Origin of the sequence: Inhella gelatinilytica (assembly GCF_016093295.1) — a bacterium.
Classification (GTDB): domain Bacteria; phylum Pseudomonadota; class Gammaproteobacteria; order Burkholderiales; family Burkholderiaceae_C; genus Inhella; species Inhella gelatinilytica.
Genome location: NZ_JAEDAL010000001.1, coordinates 803,150 through 828,861 on the forward strand (window position 1 = coordinate 803,150; position 25,712 = coordinate 828,861).

At 63.9% G+C, this 25,712-nt stretch carries 26 protein-coding genes; 21 read left to right on the forward strand and 5 right to left on the reverse strand.

Annotated elements, in window-relative coordinates; translation table 11 throughout:
* Positions 1 to 6: 6 nt before the first annotated feature.
* The 11 genes from paaI to I7X43_RS03810 all read left to right on the forward strand — a co-directional run bounded on the left by paaI (position 7) and on the right by I7X43_RS03810 (position 8,902).
* Complete coding sequence (paaI, locus tag I7X43_RS03760; RefSeq protein ID WP_198099544.1) at positions 7 to 456, forward strand: hydroxyphenylacetyl-CoA thioesterase PaaI; 450 nt, start codon at positions 7 to 9, stop codon at positions 454 to 456.
* Positions 456 to 1,460 carry a 1,2-phenylacetyl-CoA epoxidase subunit PaaA gene (gene paaA, locus I7X43_RS03765; RefSeq protein ID WP_198099545.1) on the forward strand — a complete coding sequence of 335 codons (1,005 nt, stop codon included), beginning with the start codon at positions 456 to 458 and terminating at the stop codon, positions 1,458 to 1,460. The genes paaI and paaA overlap by 1 nt, the downstream gene beginning before the upstream one ends.
* Positions 1,461 to 1,465: 5 nt before the next feature.
* Entirely contained in the window at positions 1,466 to 1,750 is a 285-nt protein-coding gene (gene paaB / locus I7X43_RS03770) for a 1,2-phenylacetyl-CoA epoxidase subunit PaaB (protein ID WP_198099797.1), read from the forward strand.
* An 11-nt stretch (positions 1,751 to 1,761) separates the two neighbouring features.
* Positions 1,762 to 2,532, forward strand: coding sequence for a 1,2-phenylacetyl-CoA epoxidase subunit PaaC (paaC, locus tag I7X43_RS03775; RefSeq protein WP_198099546.1), 771 nt, complete (start codon positions 1,762 to 1,764; stop codon positions 2,530 to 2,532).
* Positions 2,532 to 3,044 carry a 1,2-phenylacetyl-CoA epoxidase subunit PaaD gene (paaD, locus tag I7X43_RS03780; protein WP_198099547.1) on the forward strand — a complete coding sequence of 171 codons (513 nt, stop codon included), beginning with the start codon at positions 2,532 to 2,534 and terminating at the stop codon, positions 3,042 to 3,044. Before paaC ends, paaD begins: the two co-directional genes overlap by 1 nt.
* 17 nt (positions 3,045 to 3,061) lie before the next feature.
* Entirely contained in the window at positions 3,062 to 4,141 is a 1,080-nt protein-coding gene (gene paaE, locus I7X43_RS03785) for a 1,2-phenylacetyl-CoA epoxidase subunit PaaE (protein ID WP_198099548.1), read from the forward strand.
* 134 nt (positions 4,142 to 4,275) lie between these two features.
* Entirely contained in the window at positions 4,276 to 4,620 is a 345-nt protein-coding gene (locus I7X43_RS03790) for a hypothetical protein (protein WP_198099549.1), read from the forward strand.
* Positions 4,617 to 5,204: a TetR/AcrR family transcriptional regulator gene (locus I7X43_RS03795; protein ID WP_198099550.1), complete on the forward strand. Its 588-nt coding sequence runs from the start codon at positions 4,617 to 4,619 to the stop codon at positions 5,202 to 5,204. The genes I7X43_RS03790 and I7X43_RS03795 overlap by 4 nt, the downstream gene beginning before the upstream one ends.
* Positions 5,201 to 5,725, forward strand: coding sequence for a GNAT family N-acetyltransferase (locus I7X43_RS03800; protein WP_198099551.1), 525 nt, complete (start codon positions 5,201 to 5,203; stop codon positions 5,723 to 5,725). Before I7X43_RS03795 ends, I7X43_RS03800 begins: the two co-directional genes overlap by 4 nt.
* Before the next feature lie 589 nt (positions 5,726 to 6,314).
* Positions 6,315 to 8,372 carry a phenylacetic acid degradation bifunctional protein PaaZ gene (gene paaZ / locus I7X43_RS03805; protein WP_198099552.1) on the forward strand — a complete coding sequence of 686 codons (2,058 nt, stop codon included), beginning with the start codon at positions 6,315 to 6,317 and terminating at the stop codon, positions 8,370 to 8,372.
* 20 nt (positions 8,373 to 8,392) lie between these two features.
* A complete protein-coding gene (locus I7X43_RS03810; protein ID WP_198099553.1) occupies positions 8,393 to 8,902 on the forward strand; it encodes a hypothetical protein in 510 nt (169 codons plus the stop codon).
* A 1-nt stretch (position 8,903) separates the two neighbouring features.
* On the opposite strand, the gene I7X43_RS03815 is transcribed toward I7X43_RS03810, so the two are convergent.
* Positions 8,904 to 9,143 carry a hypothetical protein gene (locus tag I7X43_RS03815; protein WP_198099554.1) on the reverse strand — a complete coding sequence of 80 codons (240 nt, stop codon included), beginning with the start codon at positions 9,141 to 9,143 and terminating at the stop codon, positions 8,904 to 8,906.
* Between the two features lie 108 nt (positions 9,144 to 9,251).
* Between I7X43_RS03815 and fic the strand changes: the two genes are divergently transcribed.
* Positions 9,252 to 10,346 (forward strand): protein adenylyltransferase Fic, encoded by a 1,095-nt coding sequence (gene fic / locus I7X43_RS03820; protein WP_198099555.1) that lies wholly within the window; start codon positions 9,252 to 9,254, stop codon positions 10,344 to 10,346.
* Between the two features lie 7 nt (positions 10,347 to 10,353).
* Here the strand turns inward: fic and I7X43_RS03825 are convergent, their stop codons facing one another.
* On the reverse strand, positions 10,354 to 11,301 hold the full coding sequence (locus I7X43_RS03825; RefSeq protein WP_198099556.1) for a pseudouridine synthase: 948 nt from the start codon (positions 11,299 to 11,301) through the stop codon (positions 10,354 to 10,356).
* The gene (gene trhO / locus I7X43_RS03830) at positions 11,291 to 12,169 is read right to left on the reverse strand and encodes an oxygen-dependent tRNA uridine(34) hydroxylase TrhO (RefSeq protein ID WP_198099557.1); all 879 of its coding nucleotides are present in this window, start codon (positions 12,167 to 12,169) and stop codon (positions 11,291 to 11,293) included. Before trhO ends, I7X43_RS03825 begins: the two co-directional genes overlap by 11 nt.
* Positions 12,170 to 12,295: 126 nt before the next feature.
* Here trhO and I7X43_RS03835 point away from each other — a divergent pair, with 126 nt between their 5' ends.
* Positions 12,296 to 13,447, forward strand: coding sequence for a response regulator transcription factor (locus tag I7X43_RS03835; RefSeq protein WP_198099558.1), 1,152 nt, complete (start codon positions 12,296 to 12,298; stop codon positions 13,445 to 13,447).
* A 10-nt stretch (positions 13,448 to 13,457) separates the two neighbouring features.
* Here the strand turns inward: I7X43_RS03835 and I7X43_RS03840 are convergent, their stop codons facing one another.
* Positions 13,458 to 17,258, reverse strand: a complete 3,801-nt coding sequence (locus I7X43_RS03840; RefSeq protein WP_198099559.1) for a PAS domain-containing hybrid sensor histidine kinase/response regulator — start codon at positions 17,256 to 17,258, stop codon at positions 13,458 to 13,460.
* Positions 17,245 to 18,852 carry an EAL domain-containing protein gene (locus tag I7X43_RS03845; protein ID WP_198099560.1) on the reverse strand — a complete coding sequence of 536 codons (1,608 nt, stop codon included), beginning with the start codon at positions 18,850 to 18,852 and terminating at the stop codon, positions 17,245 to 17,247. The genes I7X43_RS03840 and I7X43_RS03845 overlap by 14 nt, the downstream gene beginning before the upstream one ends.
* 262 nt (positions 18,853 to 19,114) lie before the next feature.
* On the opposite strand from I7X43_RS03845, the gene I7X43_RS03850 reads away from it, so the two are divergent.
* From I7X43_RS03850 to I7X43_RS03885, 8 genes are all read left to right on the forward strand, one after another.
* Positions 19,115 to 19,465, forward strand: coding sequence for a nuclear transport factor 2 family protein (locus tag I7X43_RS03850; RefSeq protein ID WP_198099561.1), 351 nt, complete (start codon positions 19,115 to 19,117; stop codon positions 19,463 to 19,465).
* A gap of 109 nt (positions 19,466 to 19,574) precedes the next feature.
* Positions 19,575 to 20,060 carry a hypothetical protein gene (locus tag I7X43_RS03855; RefSeq protein ID WP_198099562.1) on the forward strand — a complete coding sequence of 162 codons (486 nt, stop codon included), beginning with the start codon at positions 19,575 to 19,577 and terminating at the stop codon, positions 20,058 to 20,060.
* 49 nt (positions 20,061 to 20,109) lie between these two features.
* Positions 20,110 to 20,340: an RNA-binding S4 domain-containing protein gene (locus tag I7X43_RS03860; protein ID WP_198099563.1), complete on the forward strand. Its 231-nt coding sequence runs from the start codon at positions 20,110 to 20,112 to the stop codon at positions 20,338 to 20,340.
* 147 nt (positions 20,341 to 20,487) lie between these two features.
* Positions 20,488 to 21,954, forward strand: coding sequence for an endonuclease (locus tag I7X43_RS03865; RefSeq protein ID WP_246480109.1), 1,467 nt, complete (start codon positions 20,488 to 20,490; stop codon positions 21,952 to 21,954).
* A gap of 150 nt (positions 21,955 to 22,104) precedes the next feature.
* A complete protein-coding gene (locus I7X43_RS03870; protein ID WP_198099565.1) occupies positions 22,105 to 22,491 on the forward strand; it encodes a VOC family protein in 387 nt (128 codons plus the stop codon).
* Positions 22,492 to 22,511: 20 nt separating this feature from the next.
* The gene (locus I7X43_RS03875) at positions 22,512 to 23,657 is read left to right on the forward strand and encodes a GGDEF domain-containing protein (protein ID WP_198099566.1); all 1,146 of its coding nucleotides are present in this window, start codon (positions 22,512 to 22,514) and stop codon (positions 23,655 to 23,657) included.
* Between the two features lie 85 nt (positions 23,658 to 23,742).
* Positions 23,743 to 24,807: an SPM autocatalytic domain-containing protein gene (locus I7X43_RS03880; protein WP_198099567.1), complete on the forward strand. Its 1,065-nt coding sequence runs from the start codon at positions 23,743 to 23,745 to the stop codon at positions 24,805 to 24,807.
* 95 nt (positions 24,808 to 24,902) lie between these two features.
* Positions 24,903 to 25,577: a class I SAM-dependent methyltransferase gene (locus tag I7X43_RS03885; RefSeq protein ID WP_198099568.1), complete on the forward strand. Its 675-nt coding sequence runs from the start codon at positions 24,903 to 24,905 to the stop codon at positions 25,575 to 25,577.
* The last annotated feature ends 135 nt before the right edge of the window (positions 25,578 to 25,712 follow it).

Below are 25,712 nucleotides of genomic sequence, written 5' to 3' on the forward strand. Positions count from 1 at the left end.
CGTCACATGACCCCCGACCAACTCGCCCAAGCCGTGGCCGAGGCCATGTGGGCCCAAGACCGTGCATCCCAAGCCTTGGGCATGCGCCTGGAGCACGTGGCCGCAGAAACCGCACGCCTGAGCATGAGCATCCGGGCCGACATGCTCAATGGCTTTGCCCTGGCTCACGGCGGCCTGATCGGCACCTTGGCGGACTCCGCCTTTGCCTTTGCGTGCAACAGCGGCAATCAACTGACCGTCGCTTCGGGCTACAGCATCGACATCGTGATGGGCGCTCGCGAAGGCGACGTGTTGACGGCCACCGGCCGCCGCGTGGCGGCCACGGGCCGCACGGGCCTGTACGACGTGCAAGTGCGCAACCAGCGCGATGAACTGGTGGCTGAATTTCGTGGGCGAGCCACCCGCCTGAAAGACCGTCGGGTGGTTCCCGACCTTCCGCTCGCAGGAGAGCTTTGATGTACACCCAATCCCTGAGCCTGGACCAGGAAAAGAAACTGGCCGCCGACACCGCCGAGGAGCAAAGCCGCGAGGCGGCCTTCCAAGCGCGGATCGACGCGGGCGACTACATCGAACCCAAGGACTGGATGCCCGCGCACTACCGCAAGACGCTTGTGCGCCAGATCAGCCAACACGCGCACTCCGAGATTGTCGGCATGCTGCCCGAGGGCAACTGGATCACCCGCGCCCCCAGCCTAAAGCGCAAGGCCATCTTGCTGGCCAAGGTGCAAGACGAAGGCGGCCACGGCCTTTACCTGTACGCCGCTGCCGAAACCCTGGGCACCTCGCGCGACCAGATGCTCGATGCCCTGCACACCGGCAAAGCCAAGTACAGCTCCATCTTCAACTACCCCACCCTGACCTGGGCGGACGTGGGTGTGATCGGTTGGCTCGTGGATGGCGCGGCCATCATGAACCAGGTGCCACTGTGCCGCTGCTCGTACGGGCCCTACGCCCGCGCCATGATCCGCGTCTGCCGTGAAGAGAGCTTCCACCAGCGCCAGGGCTATGAGTCCTTGCTCGTCATGATGCAGTCCGGCACCGAGGCGCAAAAAGCCATGGTGCAAGACGCCGTCAACCGCTGGTGGTGGCCCAGCATCATGATGTTCGGCCCGCACGACAGCGACAGCCTGCACAGCGAGCAGAGCATGCGCTGGGGCATCAAGCGCATCTCCAACGACGAGCTGCGTCAAAAGTTCGTGGACGCCACCGTCGAGCAGGCCAACGTGCTGGGGGTCACCCTGCCGGACCCCGACATGAAGTGGAACGAGGCGCGCGGCCATTACGACTTTGGCCGCATCGATTGGGACGAGTTCTGGCGCGTGGTGGGTGGCGACGGCCCCTGCAACCGCGAACGCCTGGCCACGCGCGTCAAGGCGTGGGATGACGGCGAGTGGGTGCGCGAAGCCGCGCTGGCCCATACGCACAAGCAGCAACAGCAACAGACTAAGGAAGCGGCATGAGCACGATGCAAAACGAATGGCCCCTGTGGGAAGTCTTCATCCGCAGCAAGAGCGGTTTGGATCACAAACACTGCGGCAGCCTGCACGCTTGCGACGCCGCACACGCCGTGCAAATGGCGCGTGACGTCTACACCCGCCGCCAAGAAGGCGTGAGCATTTGGGTGGTGGAGAGCCGCCACATCGTGGCCAGCGACCCCGCCGAAAAAGGCGCGCTGTTTGAGCCGGCCGACGACAAGATCTACCGCCACCCCACGTTCTACAAGCTGCCCGACAGCGTGGACCACATGTAAGGAACGTGGCGATGAAACTCTCCAACACCCCGGCGCAGCGCTACGTGCTGCGCATTGCCGATGCGGCCCTGATCCTCTCCCAGCGCAACGCGGAGTGGTGCGGTCATGGCCCCATCCTGGAAGAAGACCTGGCCCTGACCAACCTGGCCCTGGACCACTTGGGCCAAGCCCGCGCACTGCTGACGCTGGCCGGCAAGCTGGACGGTCTGGACGAAGACCAACTCGCCATGCTGCGCCTGGAGCACCAGTTCCTGAACCCGGTGCTGTTCGAGTTGCCGCATGGCGCACACGGCGAGCGCGATTTCGCCTTCACCGTGCTGCGCAATCTGGCCGCCTCGGTCTGGTTCGGTCTGCTGTGGCAGCGCCTGCTGCACAGCAGCGACGCCGAGCTCGCCGCGATTGCCGAAAAGTCCGCCAAGGAGTGCCGCTACCACCTGCAGCACGCCACCGACTGGACGCTGCGCCTGGGCGACGGCACCGAGGTCTCCAAGGCCAAGATGCAAGCCGCGCTGGAGCGCCTTTGGCCCTATGTGGGCGAGCTGTTTGAAGCCGATGCCATCGATGCCGAAGCGCAAGCCAGCGGCCTCGGCCCGAGCTGGGACTCGCTCCAGGCGGACTGGCGCGCCCAGATGGAGTCCGTGCTCACCGCCGCCACGCTGCAGATCCCCAAAGACCGACCCAACGCGCACCGCGGCCGCCACGGTCAGCACAGCGAGCACCTGGGCCACCTGCTGAGCGAGCTGCAATACCTGCAGCGCGCCTATCCGGGCGGCACCTGGTGATGGCCGAGACCGCCACCCCCTCCGCGCGCTGGCAGCAGGCTTGGGCCCAGCTCGCCACCGTGCTCGATCCCGAAGTCCCGGCGCTGACGCTGGTGGACCTGGGCATCGTGCGCGAACTGCGCGAGGACGCGGATGGCGGTTTCACCGTGGTGCTCACCCCCACCTACAGCGGCTGCCCGGCCACCGAGCTGATCGAGACCGAGGTCAAGACCGCGCTCGCGGCCTACCAGCCGCTGCGGGTGGAGCAGCGCCGCACGCCGGCTTGGACGACGGACTGGATCGGCCCCGAGGCGCGCGAAAAACTGCGCCAGTACGGCATTGCCCCGCCGAGCTGTCTCGCCCCGGTGGTGGGCGCCAACGTGCAGCCCCTGCGCCTGCACGAATCCATCCCCTGCCCGCGTTGCGGCTCGCCCAAGAGCGAGCGCCTCTCGGCCTTCGGCTCCACCGCGTGCAAGGCGCTGTACCGCTGCACCGCCTGTCGTGAGCCTTTTGAATACTTCAAACCCATCTGAGAGGGTGAGTCGAAATCATGAGTCTGCATTTCCATGACCTGAAGGTCGCCGCCGTGGAGCCCGAGACCGACGAAGCCGTGGTCGTCCGCTTCGAACTCCCGACCGAGCTGCGCGACACCTTCCGCTACACCCAAGGCCAATACCTGACCCTGCGCGCGCAGGTCAACGGCGAAGACCTGCGCCGCTCTTACTCCATCTGCGCCGGCGTGGAGGAGCAGATGCTGCGCGTGGGCGTGCGCAAGGTCGCGGGCGGCCGCTTCTCCAACTGGGTGAACACCGAGCTGAAGGTGGGCGACACCGTGCAAGTCTTCCCGCCCCAGGGCCGCTTCTTTGTGCCCGTGGCGCCGGAGGAGGCACGCCACTACGTCGGCATCGCCGGCGGCTCGGGCATCACGCCCATCCTGTCCATCATGAAGACCGTGTTGGCCGCCGAGCCCAAGAGCCGCTTCACCCTGCTCTACGGCAACCGCCGCGTGCTCTCCACCATGTTCAAGGACGAGATCTCCGACCTCAAAGACCGCTACACCGGCCGCCTGGCCATCCACGCGGTGTTCAGCGACGAGGCGGTGGAATCCGACCTCTTCGCCGGGGTGATGAACCGCGCCAAGGTCGCCGACTTCCTCAAGACCTTGGTGCCGCCGGCCAGCATCAGCCACGCCTTCATCTGCGGCCCGTACCAGATGAACGACGAAGCCGAGGCCGCGCTGCTGGACGCCGGTGTGGAGAAGGAACGCATCCACGTCGAGCGCTTCGGTACGCCCGAAATGCAAGAAGGCAAGCCCGCGCCGCACGAAGCCAAGGCCGGTGACGCCGAAGTCGCCAAGGTCACGGTGATCCGCGACGGCTTCACGCGCTTGATCGAAGTGCTGGGCTCCGACCCCAGCTTGCTCGACGCCGCCGCCCGCGCCGGCATGGACGTGCCCTACTCCTGCAAGAGCGGCGTGTGCTCCACCTGCCGCTGCAAGGTGCTGGAAGGCCAGGTGCGCATGGACCGCAACTTCGCGCTGGAGAAGCATGAAGTCGAGGCCGGGTTTGTGCTCGCCTGCCAGGCGCATGCGTTGACGCCCACCGTCACCTTGAGTTTTGACGAACGGTGAAGGCGCGATTTCTTGGCCTTTTGGCCGCAGCGTTGTGTGCAAGTTCGACGAGTGCTGCACCGGCACCCGTTGACCGAGCGGCGCTGGCCACAGTCAAAAGGGAACGGCCAAAAGTTCGCTGGTTGACGCGCACGATGGTTCGCTTTGACCTCCAGGGCATTGGCACCAAGGACACCGCGTTGTTGGGCTACCAGGGAGCGAAAGAAGGCGTCCTGGCAATCGTTCGTGGCAAGAAAGCGGAAGCGGGCAAGGTGCTCTATTTCCCGTTCGCCATTTCGGGCAGCAGCTCATTGGGTGTCTGCGCGCGGCCCATCCATCTGGAAGTGATGCCCGCAACCTGTGAGCGAGATCAGGGTCCGATTGCAGGATGCACGCTGAATCAGAGGGCCCAGGAGCTTGTCGTGATTGGCGGAGATTGCGACCCGCTCCATATCTACTGGGATCCACAGCAGGGATCGCTGGATTGGTGGCGACTATGAGCCGCGAAGAACTCACGACACGCGAACAAGACATCCTCGCCGTTTCCGCCCGCCTGTTCGCCCAGAACGGCTACCCCGGCACGGCGATGAGCCAGTTGGCCGAGGCCTGTGGCCTCAGCAAGCCGGCGCTGTATCACTACGTGCCGGACAAGGCCGAGCTCTTGGCGCGCATCTGCGAGACCCACATCGAGAAGCTGGCGCAGCTGGTGCGTGAAACGCGCGCCGAGGGGCTGGCACCCGAGGCCCAGCTGCGCGCCCTGGTGGCGCGCTTTCTGGCCGTGTACAGCGGCGCCCGCCACGAGCACCGCGTGCTGACCGAAGACCTGAAGTTCCTGCCCGAACCGCGCCAGCAGCGCATCCGCGAGCTGGAGCGCGAGGTGGTGGCCGGCTTTGTGGCGGCCCTCTCCGCGCTGAAGCCGGGGCTGGAGGCCGCGGGCCTGGCCAAGCCCGTGACGATGTTGCTGTTCGGCATGATCAATTGGACCTACACCTGGCACCGGCCGGATGGCGCAGTGAGCGATGCGCAACTGGCCGAGGTGGTGGCGCAGTTGCTGCTGGGCGGCCTGCCGGCGGTGGCGGCATGAGCGGGCTTCTGACCGTGCGGCGCTTGGGCCCGGCGGATGCCGAGGCCTACCGCGCGCTCTGCCTGCGCGCCTACGCCGAACACCCGGATGCCTTCACCGCCACGGTGGACGAGCGGGCGGCCAAGCCGATGGGTTTCTGGCTCTCGCGCGTCAACGACGCGGCGGATGCCGATGAGTGCGTGTTCGGCGCCCTTGCCGAGGGCGAGTTGGTGGGCTTTGCGGGCTTGGAGTTTGAATCCCGCCCCAAGACTCGTCACAAGGCCGGGCTCTTTGGCATGTACGTGCGCCCCGACCAGCGCGGGCGCCGCGCGGGTGATGCCCTGGTGCAGGCCGTATTGGCAGCAGCCCGTGCCCGCCCTGGGGTGCGCTTCATCAAGCTGACCGTGACCGAGGGCAACGCATCCGCCGAAGCGCTCTACACCCGCTGCGGGTTTGAGCGCTTTGGCGTGGAGCCGCTGGCCATGCTCGATGTGGTGCGCGGCGGGTTTTTGGCCAAGGTGCACATGGGGTGTGTGCTGTGAGTGGTGCTCGTTGCAGCCCTTGGGGCCTTCTGCCCCAAACCCCGACCTACGTTTTCTTTGCTTCGCCAAAGAAAAGTAGGCAAAAGAAAGGCGACCCCCGATGCCGGCGCCCCTGGCTGAGCCAGGGGTTCCCTGCGGTGCGCGAAGAGCGGGCCCCGGCGCAAAACTCGCTGCGTTCGCTCCGCTCACTGCGCTCTAACAATTGCGCCGAGTCAGATCACGAAGCGCGCTTTGCGCGCGGGCCCGCTCTTCTGTGCTCCTCGGCTGGGCATGGGGGGCCCGACACCCAAACGCCAAACTGGCCGCCATCAACCCATGCCGCATTCGGGCTCTGTCCTTCGGAGCTTGGCGGTGATGGTTCTCGGTGGTCAAGGACGACGGCGAAGTCCGGCGCCTTCGAGGCGCAGGCCGAGGTAGGCAGAGAAGCCTTGGGCGACACCTTGGAACCCGCGTGGCCCAAACCAAGCGCTTTTCTTTTGCCTTCTTTTCTTTGGCGCCGCAAAGAAAAGAAGGGCGCCAGCCGGGGCGCAAACCCGGCGGGCTCTCACGCAGTGAGCCGATACCAGAATTCAAGCCAAGGATGACGACCATGACCACCCCTCACACCCTCCAAAGCTTCACCGCCGGCCGCTGGGTCGGCACGCAGCCCAAACAGGCCCTGCGCTCCGCCATCAATGGCCACGTCATCGCCCACACCCACGAAGAGACGCTGAACTTCGAGGAGATGGTGGCCTATGCGCGCAGCACCGGCCTGCAAACCCTGCTCAAGACGCACTTCCAAGACCGCGCCCGCACCCTCAAGGCCCTGGCGGCCTACCTGATGGAGCGCAAGGAAGAGCTCTACGCTGTTTCAAGCTACACCGGCGGCACGCGCAGCGACAACTGGATCGACGTCGAGGGCGGCATTGGCACCCTGTTCGCCTACGCCAGCATCGGCGGCAAGGACCTGCCCAGCAGCAACGTGCTGCACGAAGGCCCGCCCATGCGCCTGGGCGCCAACAACCACTTCATTGGCAGCCACGTGCTGGTGCCGCGCCGCGGCATTGCGCTGCACATCAACGCCTTCAACTTCCCCATCTGGGGCATGTTGGAGAAATTCGCGCCCTCCTACCTCGCCGGCATGCCCTGCCTGGTCAAACCGGCCAGCGCGACCAGCTATGTGGCCGAAAAGGCCGTGCGCGTGATGATGGAATCCGGCCTCTTGCCCGCGGGCTGCTTGCAGCTCATCGTCGGCGGCACGGGCGATCTGTTTGACCGCTTGGAAGAACCCGATGTGGTCACCTTCACCGGCAGCGCCGACACCGCGTTGATGCTCAAGGCGCACCCCAACCTGCTGCGCCGCGCCATCCCCTTCAACGCCGAGGCGGACAGCCTGAATTGCGCCATCCTGGCGCCGGACGTGACGCCGGACGACCCCGAGTTCGACCTCTACGTGAAGGAAGTGGCACGCGAGATGAGCGCCAAGGCCGGCCAGAAGTGCACGGCGATCCGCCGCGCCATCGTGCCCCGCCATTTGATCGATGCCGTGGGCGAGGCCCTGGCCGCACGTTTGAAGAAGATCGTCGTCGGCGACCCGGCCGTGGAAGGCGTGCGCATGGGCGCTCTGGCCAGCCACGCCCAGCAAGCCGATGTGGGCGAAAAGGTCGCCCTGCTGCGCCAAGGCAATCAGGTGCTGCTGGACGGCAGCCAAGGCTTTGCGCCCAAGGGCGAGGGCACGCAAAACGGCGCCTTCTTTGCGCCCACGCTCTTGCGTTGCGACCGCCCGCTGGAGCACGCCCACGTGCACAACGTGGAGGCCTTCGGCCCCGTCAGCACGCTGATGGCCTACGACGACTACGAAGAAGGCTTGCACCTGGCCACGCTGGGCCGCGGCAGCCTGGTGGGCAGCTTGGTCACCAAGACTCCGGCCTTGGCCGCGCAGGCCGTGCCCAGCTTTGCCGCCTGGCACGGTCGCTTGCTGGTGCTGGACCGCGAGGCCGCGCTGGAGAGCACCGGTCACGGCTCGCCCCTGCCCAAGCTCAAGCACGGCGGCCCCGGCCGCGCGGGCGGCGGCGAGGAGCTGGGCGGCCTGCGTTCGGTCAAGCACTACCTGCAGCGCTGCGCCGTGCAGGGTTCGCCCACCATGATGACAGCCGTGACCGGTGAGTACCAGCGTGGGGGCGCCGTCACCGAGAGCGAGATCCACCCCTTCCGCCGCCACTTCGAGGACGTGGAAGTGGGCATGTCGCTCTTGACCCATCGCCGCACCGTGGGCGAGGCCGATATCGTGGCCTTCGGTGGCCTGTCGGGCGACTATTTCTACATGCACTTTGACGAGGTCGCCGCCAAGGAGTCGGCCTTTGGCAAGCGCATTGCGCACGGCTACTTTGTGCTCTCCGCCGCGGCGGGCCTCTTCGTCAGCCCCGCCCCTGGGCCCGTGCTGGCCAACTACGGTTTGGAGAACCTGCGCTTCATCACCCCGGTGGCGATTGGCGACACCATCCAGGCCCGCCTGACGGCCAAGCGCAAGATCGACCGCCCCCCGCGCGAAGGCCAGCCCAACGCCGGCGTGGTCGGCTGGGACGTCGCGGTGACCAACCAGCGCGGCGAGCTGTGCGCGAGCTACGAGATCCTGACCTTGGTGGCGAAGAAGGGCGAGCCCAGTTGAGCGCTCGCAGGCCGCATCGCATGCCTGCCCTGAGGTGGCTGGTTGCCTTGATCTGGGAGCGGCCGCTCCACGTGGCGGCCTGGGCGCTGTGCATGTGGCCATTGGCCTTGGGGGCATCCTTCGCGCTCATGCTGTCCGTGTACGGGGTCGCCTATGCGCTGGGCATTCCTTTGGAAAGTTTTGAGCGCCCCCCGCAACTTCAGCCCCTCAAACTGTCGGAGTGGCTGGGCACGGTGGGCCTGGCACCCCTGCTGGAGTCGATGCTGCTAGCGGCTGAGTTGGAATTGCTGCGCAAGCTGGGCGTGCCAGGGCGATGGGCCGCCGTCGTTGGCGCCATCAGCTGGGGCTTGCTGCACGGGCTGGTCGCGCCCGTTTGGTTCTTCGGCACCGTCTGCAGCTTCTACCTGTTTTCGGTGGGCTATTGGCGATACGGAGCGGTTAGCTTTGAACAAGGGCTTTTTGCCGCCATGTTTCCGCATGCGCTGGTCAACGCCACGGCGATGACGTTGGTTTGGGCGCTGCCCGCTTAGGCTACCTGTCCAAACCATCGGCAAAACGCAGTCTCACCGTGGCCTTTTCTGGTTGCCTGTAATCGCCGAACATGCGGAAGGTTGCAACAAATCGAGAGGGCACCATGGCCGTACTGGGCATGTTGCCGATCGTGATGCAGCGGTGGCGCATGAGGGCCTGAAGGGCGGGCGCCTGAAAGCGGATTGACCAGCCGAAGATAAGTTGAACATCGTCAATAAAATCGACGTATTGTCGCGGCATGGCTACTATGTGTTTATGTAAACACCAGTTTTAAACACGAAATTGGCACATGCTGATCGAATCGACATGTGCCAGGAACATGTCGATTTTTTCTTCGCCAGTAAATCCATGAGTTTTGACCCTCGGCGCCCCTACAACGATCTGCCAACCCTCCCACCTGGGCCGGAGCTGGAGACACGCGCGGTCCTCAAGGCCTGCATCGCCGCACGGGCGGCGGTGGCTGAACTGAAGGCCGCCGGCCGCCTGATCCCGAATCAGGGGGTGTTGATCAACACCATCCCTCTGCTGGAGGCCCAGGCCAGCAGCGAGATCGAACACATCGTGACCACCTCCGATCAGATGTTTCTGTTCGACGGCGCGGGTGAGGGCGAGGCGGACCCTGCTACCAAGGAGGCTCTGCGCTACCGGCGCGCCCTTTGGGAGGGTTTTCAGGCCTTGAGGGTGCGCCCGCTCTCCACCAACACCGCAGTTCAGATCTGCCGAGTGGTCAAGGGAGTGGACATGGACATCCGGGCCACACCTGGCACCACGCTGAGCTACTCCCGCACGCGCGAGGTCATCTACACCCCGCCAGAGGGCCAGGCCCTGTTGCGCGAGCGGCTGGCGAACTGGGAGCAGTGGATGCATGGTGCACTACCGGGCAGCGGGGACATTGATCCCTTGGTGCGCATGGCCGTGGGCCATTACCAGTTCGAGGCCATCCATCCCTTCACTGATGGCAATGGCCGAACCGGTCGGGTGATTAACCTGCTTCACCTGGTCGAGCAAGGACTCCTGGATATTCCGGTTCTGTACCTGAGTCGTTACATCCTGCGGCACCGCGAGGCCTATTACCAAGGCCTACAGTCGGTGACCCGTGACGCTGCATGGGAAGCCTGGGTGTTGTACATGCTGACGGCGGTGACCGAAACCGCGCGCTGGACTATGGAAAAGATCCTGGCCATCCGGCAGTTGGTGGAAGACTGCACCGAACGCATGCGCCGGGATGCCCCTGCTATCTACTCCCGTGAGCTGGCCGAACTGATTTTCGTGCGGCCTTATTGCCGCATCGCCCACGTGGTGGACGTCGGCCTGGCCAAGCGGCAAACGGCCAGCCTCTATCTCAAGCAGCTGGTCGAAATTGGGCTGTTGCGGGAGCACAAGCTGGGGCGCGAAAAGCTCTTTCTTAACCCCGAATTTTTGGCCCTGCTGCAGAAGGACTGACGCGACTTCATGTCGCCAAGCCGAGGCGCGGCAGCCGTAAAAGGCTCTCAAACCCCCTTGCTTGCCCCTCCAGCGGATCGACAAACTCCAGCCGCCGCGCCAGCAGCATCAAGGGCCGGCTGAAGTCATCGGGCCCTTCGGGCTGCAGCACCGGGTAGACGCGGTCGTTCACCAAGGGCAGGCCCAGGGCGGCCATCTGGCAGCGCAGCTGGTGCTTGCGACCGGTGTGGGGCGTGAGGCGGTAGAGCGCCAGGCGCTGACCGGGCGCGGCGCCGGGTACTTGGGCCGGGTCCACCTCGTGCAGGCGCTCGACCCGGGTCTCGCAATTGGGCTCACCGGCCTGCACCTGCATTTGATGGAAGGTCTCGTCCTGGGGCTCCACGAGGCGGTGGCGGGCTGTGAGCGGGAAGCTCAGGTGCTCGGCCCAGGGGGCGATGGCCTCGTAGACCTTGGTGACCCGGCGCTCGCGCCACAGGGCTTGATAGGCGCCGCGCGACTCGGGCTGCACGGCAAACGCCAGCACACCGGCGGTGTCGCGGTCCAGCCGGTGCAGCGGGGCCAGGTGCGGCAGGCCGAGCTGCTGCTGCAGGCGCACGAGCACCGTTTCTTGCACATGGCGGCCCACCGGCGCCACGGCCAGGAAGGGCGGCTTGTCCACCACCAGCAGGCGCTCGCACTGGTGCAATACCGCCACTTCAAAGGGCACGCGCACCTCGGGCGCCGAGCCGCGCCAATACCAAAGCAGCGTGCCGGCGGGGCAGGGGCTGTCCGGCCCCACGGCTTGGCCCTGGGCGTCCAGCACCTCGCCCGCCAGCAGGCGCGCGCGCCAGCCGTTGATGTGCGGAAAGCGTGCATGCAAGAAGCCCAGCACATGCGCATGGCCCACCCCCGCGCGCACGCGGCTGGCGCTAACACCATTGCGGGGCGGGGGCTGAAAGGGGGGTTCAGGCTTCATTCAGCCGGTGGGCCCGTGCCAGGCGCCACGCCTCATCGGGCCGCGCCGGGTCGAACACGTCCGTTGCATGGGTGCCGGTCTCGCGCAGCTGCGCGTCCAGGGCGATGCGGTTGTCAAACACGAAGCACTCGCCCTCCCATTCATGCGCTGCGCCGTTTTCGGGGGCTGGCAACGTGGCCAGGTAGTTCACGATGCCGCCCTCCAGTTGGTAGACGGTCAAGCCCAGGCTGCGCATCCAGGGGGCGGTTTTGTCGCAGCGCACGCCCCCGGTGCAGTACATGGCCACCGGCCGGCCCGCAGCCCGCCAAGCGCCCGCGTGCTGCTCTACATAGGCCACGAAATCCCGGAAGTGCTGCACGCCAGGGTCCACCGCGCCCCGGAAGCGCCCCAGCCGCCACTCGAAGTGGTTGCGGTTGTCCAGCAGCACGGCATCGCCGCGCGCCATCAGCTGGCGCCAGGCGGCGGGGCTGAGGTGGCTGGCGTCGTGCTCGTCGGGAGGTGGCAGCGTGGCAAACCCGGGCAGGCCCAGCGCCACGATCTCCGGCTTGACCGTCACCTTGAGCCGCCCGAACGGCGCGGTCTGGCAGGCGCTGTGCTTGAACAGCAGCGGCCGCGCCCCGCCCGTCGCCAACTCGGCGGCTGGCCCCAGCAGGCTAGAAGCCAGCAACCGGGCCTCAAACGCCCGCACCGCCGCCGGCTCACCGGCCACCGCCGCACTGATGCCCTCGGGCGCCAGCACGACGAGCCCGTTCAACCCCTGCGCCCACTCCCGCACCCGCGCCGCTGCGGCCAACGGGTCGGCCAACGGGGTGAAGCGGTAAAAGCTGCTGTGCAGCAAGGGGGCTGAGGCCGGAGAGGTTGCAGGCATGGGGCCGATTGTCTCGGGGCCCCCGCGGGACTGGCTGGTGCAGGTCAATGAGACCTGCACCTAGTTGAATCCGGGCAACCATGGTGCAACACTCAGCAAAGTATCAACTAACGGTCGGCTGAAAGCATGAACGCAAAAAGCAAAATCTTGGTTGTAGATGATGAGCCACTGATGCGCGAGCTCTACAGCGATGCGTTGTCTGACTGTTTCGAGATTTCCTTTGCTGTTGATGGACTCGATGCACTGAAGCTGTTGGCAGACGGGTTTCGACCAGAGGCAATCGTCATGGATGTTTCGATGCCGGAATTGGATGGGTACGAAACCTGTCGGCGTATTCGCCAACGAGATGCGGAGGCTCCACCAGTCCTGTTTGTTTCGTCCAATGACCAGCTAGAAGACCGAATGCGCGGCTATGACGCCGGCGGCAGTGACTATGTTTGCAAGCCGTTTGATACGGTTGAACTGCTGACGAAGATACGGCTTCAGATTCAAGCAGACACGCAGCGGCGAGCGTTGCATGCGGAGCGCGACGAAGCTATGCAAGCCGTGCTTAGCAGTGCTGACATGGCGGGAGAGTTGGGTGTGGTCCTGGACTTTCAGCGCGAATTAAACGCATGTCCTGATGCAGTCGCGCTAGCCAGCCAGCTCTTCGCCGCGCTCGGCCGGTATGGATTTGAAGCCTGTGTCCGCATTCACAGTCGCGGCCGGATGATTTCAAAGTCGAGCGGAGGGCCGTGCACGGCGCTTGAGCACTCCATCCTGAATGCCCTGGAAGCGCAAAAGTCTGGACCGCGCATTCGGCCGTTCCAAAGCAACACCAGCTTCAACTTTGGAGCTGTAGTCCTTTTCGTTCGTCAATTGGCAATGGTTCGCGGTGTGGAGATGGATCAAGAGTCTCAGGAGCGACATGGACGGGCCATCGACAACATTGCATTGCTATTAGAAGCCGCGGTCTCGCGCCTTCAGGGCATTGAAGGAGAAGGGGCTGTTCGGGCCCTCGGTGCAACACGTAGCCTTATCGATGTGGCCAGCGAAACGCTTCGCGATGTGGTGGCCCGTAATGAGGCGATGACGCTCGAGGCTCGTGAAGCTTTTGCCCACCTGCAGGCAGAACTTGATGTTCTATATATTCATCTCGGATTGACCTCTCGCCAAGAAGATCTCTTAACCGACCTTGTCAAGTCTCACGCCGAGCGCGTATTGGGTGTCCTTGAACGCAGCCGCGAAACTGAGGGCAGCTTGCAGCGAGTGATCAGCGACCTAAGAGTGCAAGGATGAAAGGGGTTAATCATTGATCGAGAGATGAAAGGACCGCGGTGTCCGCCGACAACTGCGTTCGCAAGGCCTGAAGGTCGGGCGATTGGTTTGCGCCGATCGCAAATTCGACCTTCGCGGCCAATTCGCTAATCGCCCGTAAACCGAGGGACGCGGAAGTCCCTTTGAGCGAATGAGCCGTACGCAGGGCGAGTTCATGCTCCCCTTGACCCAAGGCATTGTCTATTCGCTCCGCCGCATCGGCTTGTTCACGTCCAAATCTTGCGAGCAGGGTGGGGAGGCGTCCGAGGCGCTTGCCAAGCAGTCGTTGAGCAATCGAGAGGTCGAAGCCCTTTAGGTCTAGTAATGCTTGTGGAAGCTCGGAGTGCGAAGTCGGAATCGCGGGTGTGGTTGTCGACTCAGCGGGCCTCGGAACTTGTGGCGTTGATGTCGCGACCGGGTGAAGCCAACGTAAAAGGGTTGCAAACAAATGCTCCGGGAGAATGGGTTTGCTCACATGGTCGTTCATGCCGGCCTGCACACAGGCTTCTCGGTCTTCGTCAAATGCCTGGGCAGTGAGTGCGATCACTGGCGTTTGCGCATGAAGTGGCAACTCGCGAATCATCTTTGTGGCTTCGATCCCTCCCAGCTTGGGCATTCGCATGTCCATCAAGATGAGGTCAAAGGCTTGATGCCGACACAACTCAAGAGCCTGTTCTCCGTCTTCTGCGGTAGTCACTCTGAGGCCAGCTTCAATCAGCAGGTCATGAGCAATTTCCCGATTGATCTCCATGTCGTCGACCAAGAGGATGTGACGGGCGCCCATCTTTTGAAGCCGTTGTAGAGCGATGTCGGCCTGAAGGGCGGGTGCGGGTGGCGGAGCCGCTCTGGCGGCTTCAAAGGGTAATTCGACCCAAAAGCAGCTTCCCTCGCCTACACGACTGCGCACCCCAACCGATCCCCCCATGAGTTCAGCCAAGCGCTTGGTGATTGCAAGCCCGAGTCCAGTACCGCCAAATCGGTGCGCGGTGGTGGTCTCAGCTTGATGAAATGCCTGAAAGAGGCGAGCTTGGTGCTCTTCGCTAATACCAATTCCTTGGTCTTGCACTTCAAATCGAATTGATGGGGGGTGACTCCTCAGGGCCTTAGCACGCACAGTCACAGCGCCCCGCCGAGTGAAACGGATGGCGTTGGACAAAAGATTCAGCAGGATTTGACTTACCCGCATGGCGTCCCCGTGAAGGACCGCTGGAGCCTCATCCAAATCAATAACTAATTGAATTTCGTTCGCTGCTACTTTTTCGCTCACCATGTCCGTGAGCTGATTGACCAATGGTCGCAATTCGAAATCGCTGAATGAAAGTTGCAGCTTGTTGGCTTCAATCTTGGAAAGGTCCAGCAAATCGTTGAGCAGGGCCAACAGATGTCGCCCGGAATCTTCAACCTGTCGGACCCGCCGAACGATGGGCTCCAAAGCCTCGCGCGAAACTAGATTTTCTAGGGCTCGCAAGTCGCGCAAGATCAAACCAGTGGAGCCCAGTACGGCGCTCATGGGGGTCCGAATTTCGTGGCTCATATTGGCCAGAAAAGAACTCTTGCTGGCATTGGCCTGCTCGGCGCGTGCGGTCGCGGCTTCAAGATCAAGGGTTCGCTTCACTACAAGACTCTCGAGATCGCTACGGTGTTTATCCAGTTCTTGCTGCAGGGAAATTTGCTCGGTTACATCTTTTTGTAGGCCCACATAGTGTGTAACAACCCCGTTCGCCTGCCTCAGGGGATAAATCGAAACTTGGTCGGTATAGAACTTGCCGCTTTTGCGACGATTGACGATCTGGCCGCTCCAAGATTCGCCTCTTCGCAGCGTCCTCCACATGTCGACGTAAACCGCCGCCGGCGTTTGCCCAGAAGCAATCAAGCGGGCCCTTGAACCTACGGCCTCCTCACGGGTGTAGCCGCTGGCGTCTACAAAGGCTCCGTTAACGTAGGTGATGACACTTTGCGTGTCAGTGATGATGACGCTGATGGGACTTTGTTCCAAGGCCAGGGAGAGCTTCAGCAACTCCTGCTCAAACCGCTTTCGCTCGTCGACGTTGAAAGAAGCGCCCAATAAGCAAGGCCGCCCCCGCCAAATGATGACCTTGAGCTGAAGGTCTTGCCAGTATTCGGACCCATCGAGTCGGGCCCCGCGCCACTCCAACCGCTTATTCACATCCTGAATGCCGGCAACCCATGCCTCGCGAAGGCCATTAAGTTCTCGAAGCATGTCCTCTTTTGAAAACGGGGCCTCTGCAAAACAGGTTTCGAGCTCCTCCATGCAGGTGCAGCCGGTTTCTCGCAATAGCTGCTGGTTGACCGCCAGTGGTGCTCCAGTTTCCAGGTCTTGAATGAAGAACGAGACCGAAGAGGCATCGAACAATGCACGAAACTCTGCCTCACTGGCCCTCAGTCGGGCTTCCGCTAGCTTGGCTTCTGTAATGTCGCGGGCGATACCAACGAGGCCGTAGATATTGCCGTGTTCATCCTTCAGGGGGGACTTAACGATTGAGAGGGTTCGCGGCTCACCTTCCTGGACCTGAAGTTCGCGAGCTACGGGCGCGCCGGTCTTGAAGACTTCCTCGTCATGGGCCTCAAAAATGACCGCCTGATCTGGAGGCAAGATGTCTCGATCCCGTTGACCTAAGACGCTAGCTAGTGGCTGGGAGCTTCTGCGTTGTGCGGCAGGATTGAACAGGACATACCGAAGCTCTTTATCCTTTACAAAAATGATGTCATCGGAGTGCTCAGCCATGTTGCGCAAGAGCTCCACAGCACGCAGTCGCTCTTGCCGCTCATTGGAGAGGTCACGGCTTGCTTGTAGGCGCAAACGCTGCTTTTGAAAAATCAACAAAAACCATATACCCGCCAGGGCAAAGAAAGCCACCAGGACCACAGCAAGCATGGCCGGGAACGCGGTCGGCAAGATATCTTCGTAGGTCTTCCAGACACCGATCCACCAGTCCGTGCGAAGCACTGCATCTGAATAGGCCAGGATGGGTTTGTTGTTCTTGTCCAGAGCCCTGAACGGTTCTCCAGCGCGAGCCTTTCCTGATAAAAAGTGGTCCAGCACCGATTGCGGAGGAAGGGGACGGTGCCCAAAAACAAGGCTGTCGTCGGGTGCATCTGACGCCGAAATACGAAGGATTCGGTCTGGCGTCAATCGTAAGAGGGCCCCTTGAGTTTCGTTGTTGCTTTGGAGAACAGGACGAAGGGCAGCCGAAGGCTCAATGGCGGCCAAGAGGAAGCCCAAATCCCATCTTTCAAGCCTTTGTACGAGCACCAAGCAAGCCTTGCCGCTCCCGTTCTCAAAAAATCCAATCGCCTCGCCGGCACCGCTGCGCAAGTTGTGGATGCGTTTGAGGGCCTCACCGTCGAGCGCTGGCAGGCCTCTTGGCCAAGCCGCATGGCCGATGTCTTCATGGGAAGCTTGTAGGGTGATGACCTGAAAGCGTCCAGTCGACTTGAATATGTCGACCAAGTCTGAGATGTGCTGGTCGCATTCGTTCTCACCGGAGCGGCAATGAGCGTCATGGCGCAAGATCGCGTTCACACTCTCAGAGAGGTTCTTCAGGTCGATGAGTCGTTCGGCAATCCACCGTTCAACTTGGACGCGCTTGTTGACCCTCTCGATCTGCAATTCGATCTTGGCCGCATCCTCTGCATAGACGAGTGCCTGGTATATGCCAAAAAGTGCAAGGGCCAGAATGACGAGCGATGCCACCCAGGCATAGCGGAGGTCAGCGCTGGCCTCTCGTAGCCGAAGCCGCCAGCCCTTTGAAATTGAATCAGCGTTGTGCAAGGTGCAGGCCCTCCAAAACACGGTGCACCCAATGTTCAACCTGGACGTCGCCCATGGGGTGCGAAGCTAGTGTGGCGTCGGCCTCGTTTGCGCGTGCAATCTGCACTTCGTCCAGCGCCGGCGTCACGATGACGAGCCGTGTTGCGGGGCAACGCTGCCGAAGGCGTTCAGCGAGCGACCACGCCTGTTCTGGGTGATCGCGAGCATCGACCATCAGTAGGTCTGGCGAAGCAAGTGCCATGAGACGAATCGCCTCGGGCTCGGTCGTTGCCCACTGCCCCTGAAGGTGTGGAAGGTGGCGTGCCAGGGTGTCCAACCAGCCCCTGAGGATAGATTCACCAGGGCCGACGGCCAAAACTTGCGGTGGGGATTTGTTGAGTGAACCGCTCATGTGTCCAGGGCGCCAGCGACTCAGCCAATGACGAAACTCCGGCTCAGGCATTGGTCGTGCGAAAAGGTAGCCTTGAATCTGGTCAACGCCCAAACGGCGAAGCGCACGCAATTGGCTGTGTTCTTCTACTCCCTCAGCCACCAAGTCCATTCCGAGTCCCGCTCCAAATGAAGCAGTAGCCTGCACGATGCGATCAATCTTTTGATCCGTACCAAGCCTTTTGACAAAGCTCCCATCGATCTTCAACTCGCTGAATGGCAAGTCCGCAAGTTGCGAGAGGCTGGAATAGCCGGTCCCAAAGTCGTCGATCGACAACTTGACGCGCATCAGCGCGAGTCGGTTCAGTGTCTCTAACGCAGCAGATCGGTTGGCCATGAGACGAGATTCGGTCACCTCAATCGTCAGGTCTTCCAGTGCCACTCCTGCTGCGCGAGATCGGCTGAAGACCTCCTCAGGGAGGTCGAGGCGATCTGTGCAATCCATCGACAAATTGACTGCGGCTCGCATAGGCCATCCTGCCAATTTCCAGGCGGCCAGGTCACGCAATACGTGAGTCAACATGCATGTGAAGAGATTCCAAGACAGGCCTGCCGCTTCCATGGCAGGCACGAAGCGTGCCGGGCTGATGGCTGGTCCTTCATGAGGTAGCCAGCGCGCCAGCGCCTCCACACCGATGACCTGCAATCCATTGGCATCCAATTTGGGTTGATACCAGGGGCGAATTGAGCCGTCTTGGAGCGCACGCTCCAGCGCAGATTTATCCAAATCCGTGTGGTTATCGACTGCTTGGCGCAGGGTCTGTGCTGGACGTGGCTTGGTCGCGTCGCACTGCAGCAGAATGGCTTCTAGTGGGTCCAACTCAGCGGGCTTGGGTAGGCTCCCTGCCATGTGCAGGCCGAGCGAACGACCAAATTCAACGACACTGGCAAGTAGATCCGGTCGAGTGCCACTGATTAGCAGAACCTGTATTGGAAGCCTCAGGTCCGCCAACTGGTGCAAGAAACGAGGCCCATCAGTTTCCGGCATGTCCAGGTCACTGATTACGACATCGACGTGTTGCTGCGTGAGGTCATGTAATGCCGAAACTGCCCGTGTGTGGGGCAGCACCGAGCCCACTCCGATCGCCTGTAACTGCTCGACCAAGATGTCGAGATAAAGCGGGTCATCGTCCAATGCCAGTACAACACGCTGCTCCAGAGACATCTCAAATCCTTTCGCTCGCCTAGATATATAGCCTAATACGGTTGTTCTCGGCGTTGCGAAGCTGGGCCAGCAATGCCGGTTGAATCACACAGGCTAGTGAGGATCCTTCGTCGTCAACATGGCCAACCGCGCACAAGAACCAAGCAGCCCACTTCCCTGGCGCAGGTGGATAACTTTGCCAAGTCTCAGCGGGCTGTATCCCTGGGTTAAGGTTCCGTAGTTGCAGCCGCCAACTTTTCCTCCCGTTCGGCGCTTTTTAGTCATGACCCCACCCTTCGACCCCGCCGCCTTCGCCCAACGCCAGCTGGACGCCTACAACGCCCGCGACTTGGAACGTTTTGTGGCGGAGTACTGCGACGAAGTGGTGGTGTACCGCCTGCCGGGCGCCGAGCCGATCCTGCAGGGCAAGGCCCAACTGGCTGAGCATTACGCGAAGAACCGGTTCCACCTGCCCGAGTTGCACGCGAAGTTGGTCAACCGCATGGTCTTTGGGAACAAGGTCATTGACCAGGAGTTCGTCACGGGCGTGCCGGGGGCGCCGATGGAGGTGGCTGCCATCTACGAGGTCACCCCCGCCGGCATCAGCAAGGTCTGGTTTGTGGGGGCGACCTAGCCCGATCCCTGTGGTGGTGGGCGTCAGAATTTGCGGTTTGGCACCCCGCCGTGGCCTCCGGCCGCCGTTGCCATCCCCGCGCTCAAACCACACTATTCATCAGGGACCTATGGATCAAGACAATGCGCCGGCCATGACCGGCAGCGTGACCCGCCTGGGTGGTAAGTCCTGGACGGCCTATGTCGGCACCGTGCTGCTCGCGCTGGTGTTGCTGCCCATTGCGGTGTGGCCGGCCTGGCAAGCGCACTGGGCCGTGGGCCTGGGGGTGCTGGCCCTCGTGCTGGCGTGGGTGGTCTACAAGGTTCTGACGCTGCGCAGCTTTCGCCTGTACTACGACGATGTGGGCGTTTGGGTGTACTCCGGGGTGCTGCCGTGGAACCGCGGGGTGGCCGGCGTCAAGTGGCGGGATCTGGACGAGGCGGTTTACTTCCAAACGTTTTGGAGCTGGCTGTTCAAGTCCTACCGCATGCGCATTGCCCATCGCTTCACGAAGTCCAGCGAGATCGTGCTGAGCCACATGGCCCATGGCAACGAGTCGGTCATGGCGATCAATGGCCGGCATCACGAAATGGTGCGAGGCCAAGCGCTGGGGTGAGCCCGCGGGCTGGCCGCTGGGTGGCGCCCATCCCCGCGATACTCCCCCCATGAGCTACCGCCCCTTCGCCCTGCGCGGCGACCACATCACCCTTGAAGCCCTGATCAAGGCCGCGGACCTGAACGAGCAGCGGGACTTCGCGCGGGCCGTCATCGCCAACGGCGAGGTGCAGGTCAACGGCGAGGTGGAGACGCGGCGCGGGCGCAAGCTGCGCCTGGGCGACGAGGTGCTGCTGAGCCGAGACCGCGTGCGGGTGGTGGAGAGTGACCCGGAACAATAAAGTCGCCCTCGTTTGAGATAACGACAAACCAAGGGAAACCCCTTCCTTCGAATGGAGGGGGCTTTCCAGGGGATGGTCATGGAACTGTCACCCTTGACCGTTAACGTGCGCAGCTTTGCCAACTAGCAGAGGCTTGCGATGCGGGTGATGGTTTCGAAATGGGCGATGGCCCTGGCCGTAATGGCCGGCGCCACACTGGCGCCCCAGGTGGTGTGGGCGCAAACGGCGTTGACCAAGGGCGTGACGGTGTCCAGCCTGTCGGGCGCCAAGGGCAGCACCAAGGACTACAGCCTGGTCGTGCCCACCGGCGCCACCGGCCTGAGCTTCAAGCTCAGCGGCGGTTCGGGCGATGCGGACTTGTACGTGCGCCGCGCCGCCATCCCGACCACCAGCACCTACGACTGCGCGTCCACCGGCACCACCAACGCCGAAACCTGCAGCTTCGCCACGCCCACGGCCGCGACCTACTACGTCCGCGTGCTGGGCTACACCAGCTACAGCGGGGCCAGCCTCGTCGCCAACTACACGGCGGCCACGACGCCGGCGCCGACCGTCACGCTGCAAAACGGCGTGGCGCTGACGGGCCAGAGCGGCACGGCCGGCGGCTGGACGCGCTACAAGATCGACGTGCCGGCGGGCGCGACCAACCTGGCCATCAGCATCAGCGGCGGCACGGGCGCGGCCGACCTGTATGTGCGCGCCGGGGCCGAGCCCACCAGCAGCACCTGGAACTGCCGGCCGCTGCTGAACGGCAACAACGAGAGCTGCAGCTTTGCCCAGCCGCAGGCCACGACGTACTACATCGGCCTCTACGGCTATCAGGCGTTCTCGGGCGTCACCGTCACGGCGGGCTACACCGTGGCGCCGCCGCCGCCGAGCGGGGGTTCGACCTGGTCGGGCTTTGACAGCTACTACGTCCAAGCCATCGGCAAGACGGGCGTGGCGCTGCGCACCTCGCTCAACACCATCTCCGCCCAAGGCCATGTGCGCAAAACCTACGCCGAGGTGTGGGACGCCCTGAAGTACACGGACGAAGACCCGGCCAACACGGCCAACGTGATCCTGATCTACACCGGACGCTCGCAAGCCAAGACCTACAACGCGTCCAGCTTCCCGACCGATCAGGACGCCTGGAACCGCGAACACGTCTGGCCCAAGAGCCATGGCTTCCCGGACGAAGCGCAGTGGGCCCACACGGACATTCACCACCTGCGCCCGGCCGATGTGTCGGTCAACAGCACGCGCGGCAACAAGGACTTCGACTGGGGTGGCACCGCCATCACCGAAGCCCCGGGCAACCTGACCGATGCCGACAGCTTTGAGCCCCGCGCCGCGGTGAAGGGCGACATCGCCCGCATGATGTTCTACATGGCCATCCGCTACGAGGGCAACGACCTGACGGGCGTGCCCAACCTGGAGCTGGCGGACACCACCGGCACCAGCGGCAACTTCCTGGGCAAGCGCTGCACGCTGGTGAGCTGGCACCGCCAGGACCCGGTGAGCGCCGACGAGATCCGCCGCCACGCGCGCATCGTCGAGGTCCAGGGCAACCGCAACCCGTTTGTGGACTACCCGAACTGGGTGGAAGAGTTGTTTGGCGCCGGCTGCCCCTGAGTGGGCAGCGGCAGCCAGTCAAGCTGACGAATGAAAAAGGGCGGGCCGAGAGGCCCGCCCTTTTGCGTACAGGGGCCCGCAGTTTCCCGGTCCACGGCGCTGAGGCCCCACGCCTAGACTGCGTACATCACCTCTTGCAGGAGCCCGCACATGAAACGCGTCACCGGCATCGGCGGCATTTTCTTCAAGGCCCAAGACCCCAAGGCGTTGGGCGAGTGGTACGCCCGGCATTTGGGCATTGATGTCCAGCCCTGGGGCGGTGCCGCCTTCACCTGGCAAAACCCGGACAACCCGCAAGGCGTGGGCACCACGGTGTGGAGCCCCTTTGCGGCGGACACCGGCTACTTCGCCCCCAGCACCGCGCCCTTCATGGTCAATTACCGCGTCGCGGACCTGCACGCGCTGCTGGCAGCGCTGCGCGCGGAAGGTGTCCAAGTGCAGGACAAAGTCGAAGAATCGGAGTACGGCAAGTTCGGCTGGGTGCTCGACCCGGAGGGCAACAAACTGGAGCTCTGGGAGCCGCCTGCCGGGCAGTGACAGGCGCTCTCTCGAACTCCATGGACGCAGCGGTCTCTCTCACTCTGGCGCAGGTCATTGCCCTGGTCGCGGCGTTGGCGGCGGGGGGGTGGTCCTGGGCATCGGGCATGGGTCGAGACGACCGCTTGCTGCTGCATCCGTTTGCGGCCGGTAATTTGTTGGTGTTGGCCGGCGTGCTGCTCACCTTGGGCCGAAGCCCCGACGCCACCGCCTTGGAGCGAACGCTGCACTACTGGCTGGCCGATGTGTGCGCACTCTCGGGCATGGCCAGCTTTGCTTACGGCGTCTTCGGGGTGCTGGGGCTGAACCGCTGGCCACGGCGCTTGGGGGCCGCAGTCGTGGGCGCAGCGCTGCTGATGGCGCTGCTCCCCGGCCCCGAGTTGCGCTGGCGGGGCTTTCTGTTTGGTGTCACGGCGGCGGGCCTGTGTGGCAGCTTGGCATGGCGTGCCCGCGCCGCGCATCGCCGCCGGCAAGAGCAACTGGTGGTCGGCCCCATCATCCTGGTGTTCGGCGCTATTGCGCTGAGCATGGCGGTGCGTGCGCTGTTGCTGGCCTGGGGCCCGGAGTGGGCCTTGAAGGCCGAGGCCACGGCTGTGGGCACGTCCCTGCCCATGCTGTGGACCGTGCTGGTGCAGCTGATGGTGATGAACCTGGCCCTGGTGGGCCTGGTGCTGTCGCGCCTGGTTCAGCGTATTCACCACCTAGCCCGTCATGACCCGCTGACCGGTTGCTTGAACCGCCGTGCGGTGGACCACCACTTGACGGCGGAACTGCAGGCGGGTGGGTATGGCGTGATCTTGCTGGACCTGGACCACTTCAAGCAGGTCAATGATCGGTATGGCCACAACGCCGGTGATGCGGCCTTGCGCCATGTGGTGGCGGTGCTGCAAGCCGGCTTGCGCGAAGAGGACTTGCTGGCCCGGTGGGGCGGTGAGGAGTTTCTGTTGATTCTTCCCGGTGCCACGGTGACGGAGACCTTGCAGGCCGCCGAGCGGCTGCGGGCAGCGCTGGAGGCCGAGCCCCTGCTCTGGCAGGGTGCCCCGCTGCATTTGACGGCCAGCTTTTCGGTGGGCAGCTTCCGGCGCGAAGCCATGGACGTCACCGCTTTGGATGCCGGCCTTTACCGCGCCAAAGCAGCCGGCCGCAATCAAGTGGTTCGGGCTTGAGCGCACCCCTCCCTCAAACAGGGGCTCAAGAGCAGCGGGGAAAGCGTCGATAGAACAGTCTCGTAGCGCCTATGCGGAGGCAGTTATGAAGATCGGTTCCTCAAGCGTGGAGCTGGCGTCGAGCCATGCTTCTTTCCAGCGCCTGGAGCGGCGCGAACACGAGCGCGCGTGGCTGGCCACGCGCCGCCCGGACTTCGACGGCCGACCGACGCGGGTGCAGGTGTCCGAGGCGGGTCGTCGGGCTGCGCAAGAGCCGGCCCCCGCCCGTGCGGCCGAGGCGGCGGACCCGGCCAAGGCCAGTGCCGAAGCGGTGCGTCACGACCCCAAGCTGCAGCTGCTGCGCACCATGCTGTGGCTGATGTTTGGCGAGCGCCTGCCCGACCCGGTGGCCGACCTGGAAGACCCGCAGGCGGCCGTGGACGCGCAAGAGCTGCGCGGCCCCGAGGACGCCGAGGTGCCACCCGAGGCGGCGCCGGCGCCTACCCAACCACCGCCCGAAGACTGGGGCGTGGAGCGCACGGTGGAGGAGACCCGCGTGGCCTTTGAAAGCACGCACTTCTCCGCGCAGGGGGTGGTGCGCACGGCGGACGGGCGCGAGCTGCGCTTTGAACTGGAGCTGGAGCTCAGCCAGCTGCACATCGAACACAGCCGCGAGACGCTGCGCGCCGGCCCGGTGAAAGACCCGTTGGTGCTGACCTTCGACGGCCCCGCCGCCAACTTGCTCGGCCCGCGCTGGGACTTTGACCTGGATGCGGATGGCATCAAAGAAAGCCTGCCCGGTTTGGGCGCGGGCAGTGGCTGGTTGGTGTTTGACCGCAACCACGACGGTCAGGCCAACGACGGCACGGAGCTCTTTGGCCCCCACAGCGGCGACGCCTTTGCCGACTTGGCGCAGCTGGACGCTGACGGCAATGGGTGGATCGACGAGGCCGACCCGGCCTGGGCCGACCTCAAGGTCTGGCGCCCCGGCGGCGGCCTGCAGTCACTGAGCGAGGTGGGCGTGGGCGCACTCAACCTCGCGCGCTTGGCCACGCCCTTCGGCCTCAGCGGCGCCGATGGCAGCGCCCAAGGCCAGCTCAGCCGCAGCGGCTTCTACCTCCGAGAGGACGGCCGCCCCGGGCTGTTGCAGCAGGTGGATGTGCGGGTGTGACAGGCGGCCGGGAAAGCCGGCACACTCGCGGCATCTGCCCGGGCAGCGCGCCCAGTCCGGGCGGGCCCCGGTTCAGCGTGAGCGAAGGCTTTTTCATGCCGGGTTATCTGGTCTCCCACCACGTGGTTGCCGTATCGGGAGGTGCCGACCTCACGATCCGATCGTTGCAAGACAAACAGCAGCATGCTGACCCCAGTGGCTTGGCCGCCGCCGCCCGCATCAGCAGTGCGCAGTGGTCTCTCTTCGGTCAACTGTGGCCCGCGGGTCAGCAGCTGGCGGCTTACATGGCCACCCGCCCCTTGTCGGTGGGGGAGAACATCTTGGAGATCGGCTGCGGGCTGGCCTTGGCCAGCCTGGTCTGCCACCGCCGCGGCGCCTTGGTGACGGCCAGCGACTGTCATCCCTTGGCCGGCGCCTTCTTGTTGGAGAACCTGCGCTTGAATGGCCTGGCCCCGATGCGCTATTGCCACGGCGCTTGGGGCGTTGACACCGGGGTGCCACAGGCGCCGCGGGTGCAGGGTCGCTTTGAGCTCATCATGGGCAGCGACGTGCTGTATGAGCGCGACGACGCGGGCACTTTGCCAGCCTTCATCCGCCAGCATGCTGCGGCGCGGGGCGAGATCTTGATCTTGGACCCCAACCGCGGCAACCGCGCGGCCTTCCATCGGGCCATGGCCCTGCAGGGCTACGAGCGCTCGGAGTTGCGTGTGCCGCCGATACAGACCGGGGCCGCCGAGGCGCGGTTGTTGCGCTACCAGCGCGCGGCTTAGCCGGCCGTGAACCCCAAGTCCTGCGGCGCAAACGCCGCCAGGTTGGGGAAGGCGGTGGCCAGGGCGGTGGCGTCGGCGCCAAACCATCGGGCCAGCGTGGCGCCGAACTGCTCCAGCGAGGTGCTGGGGATGAGG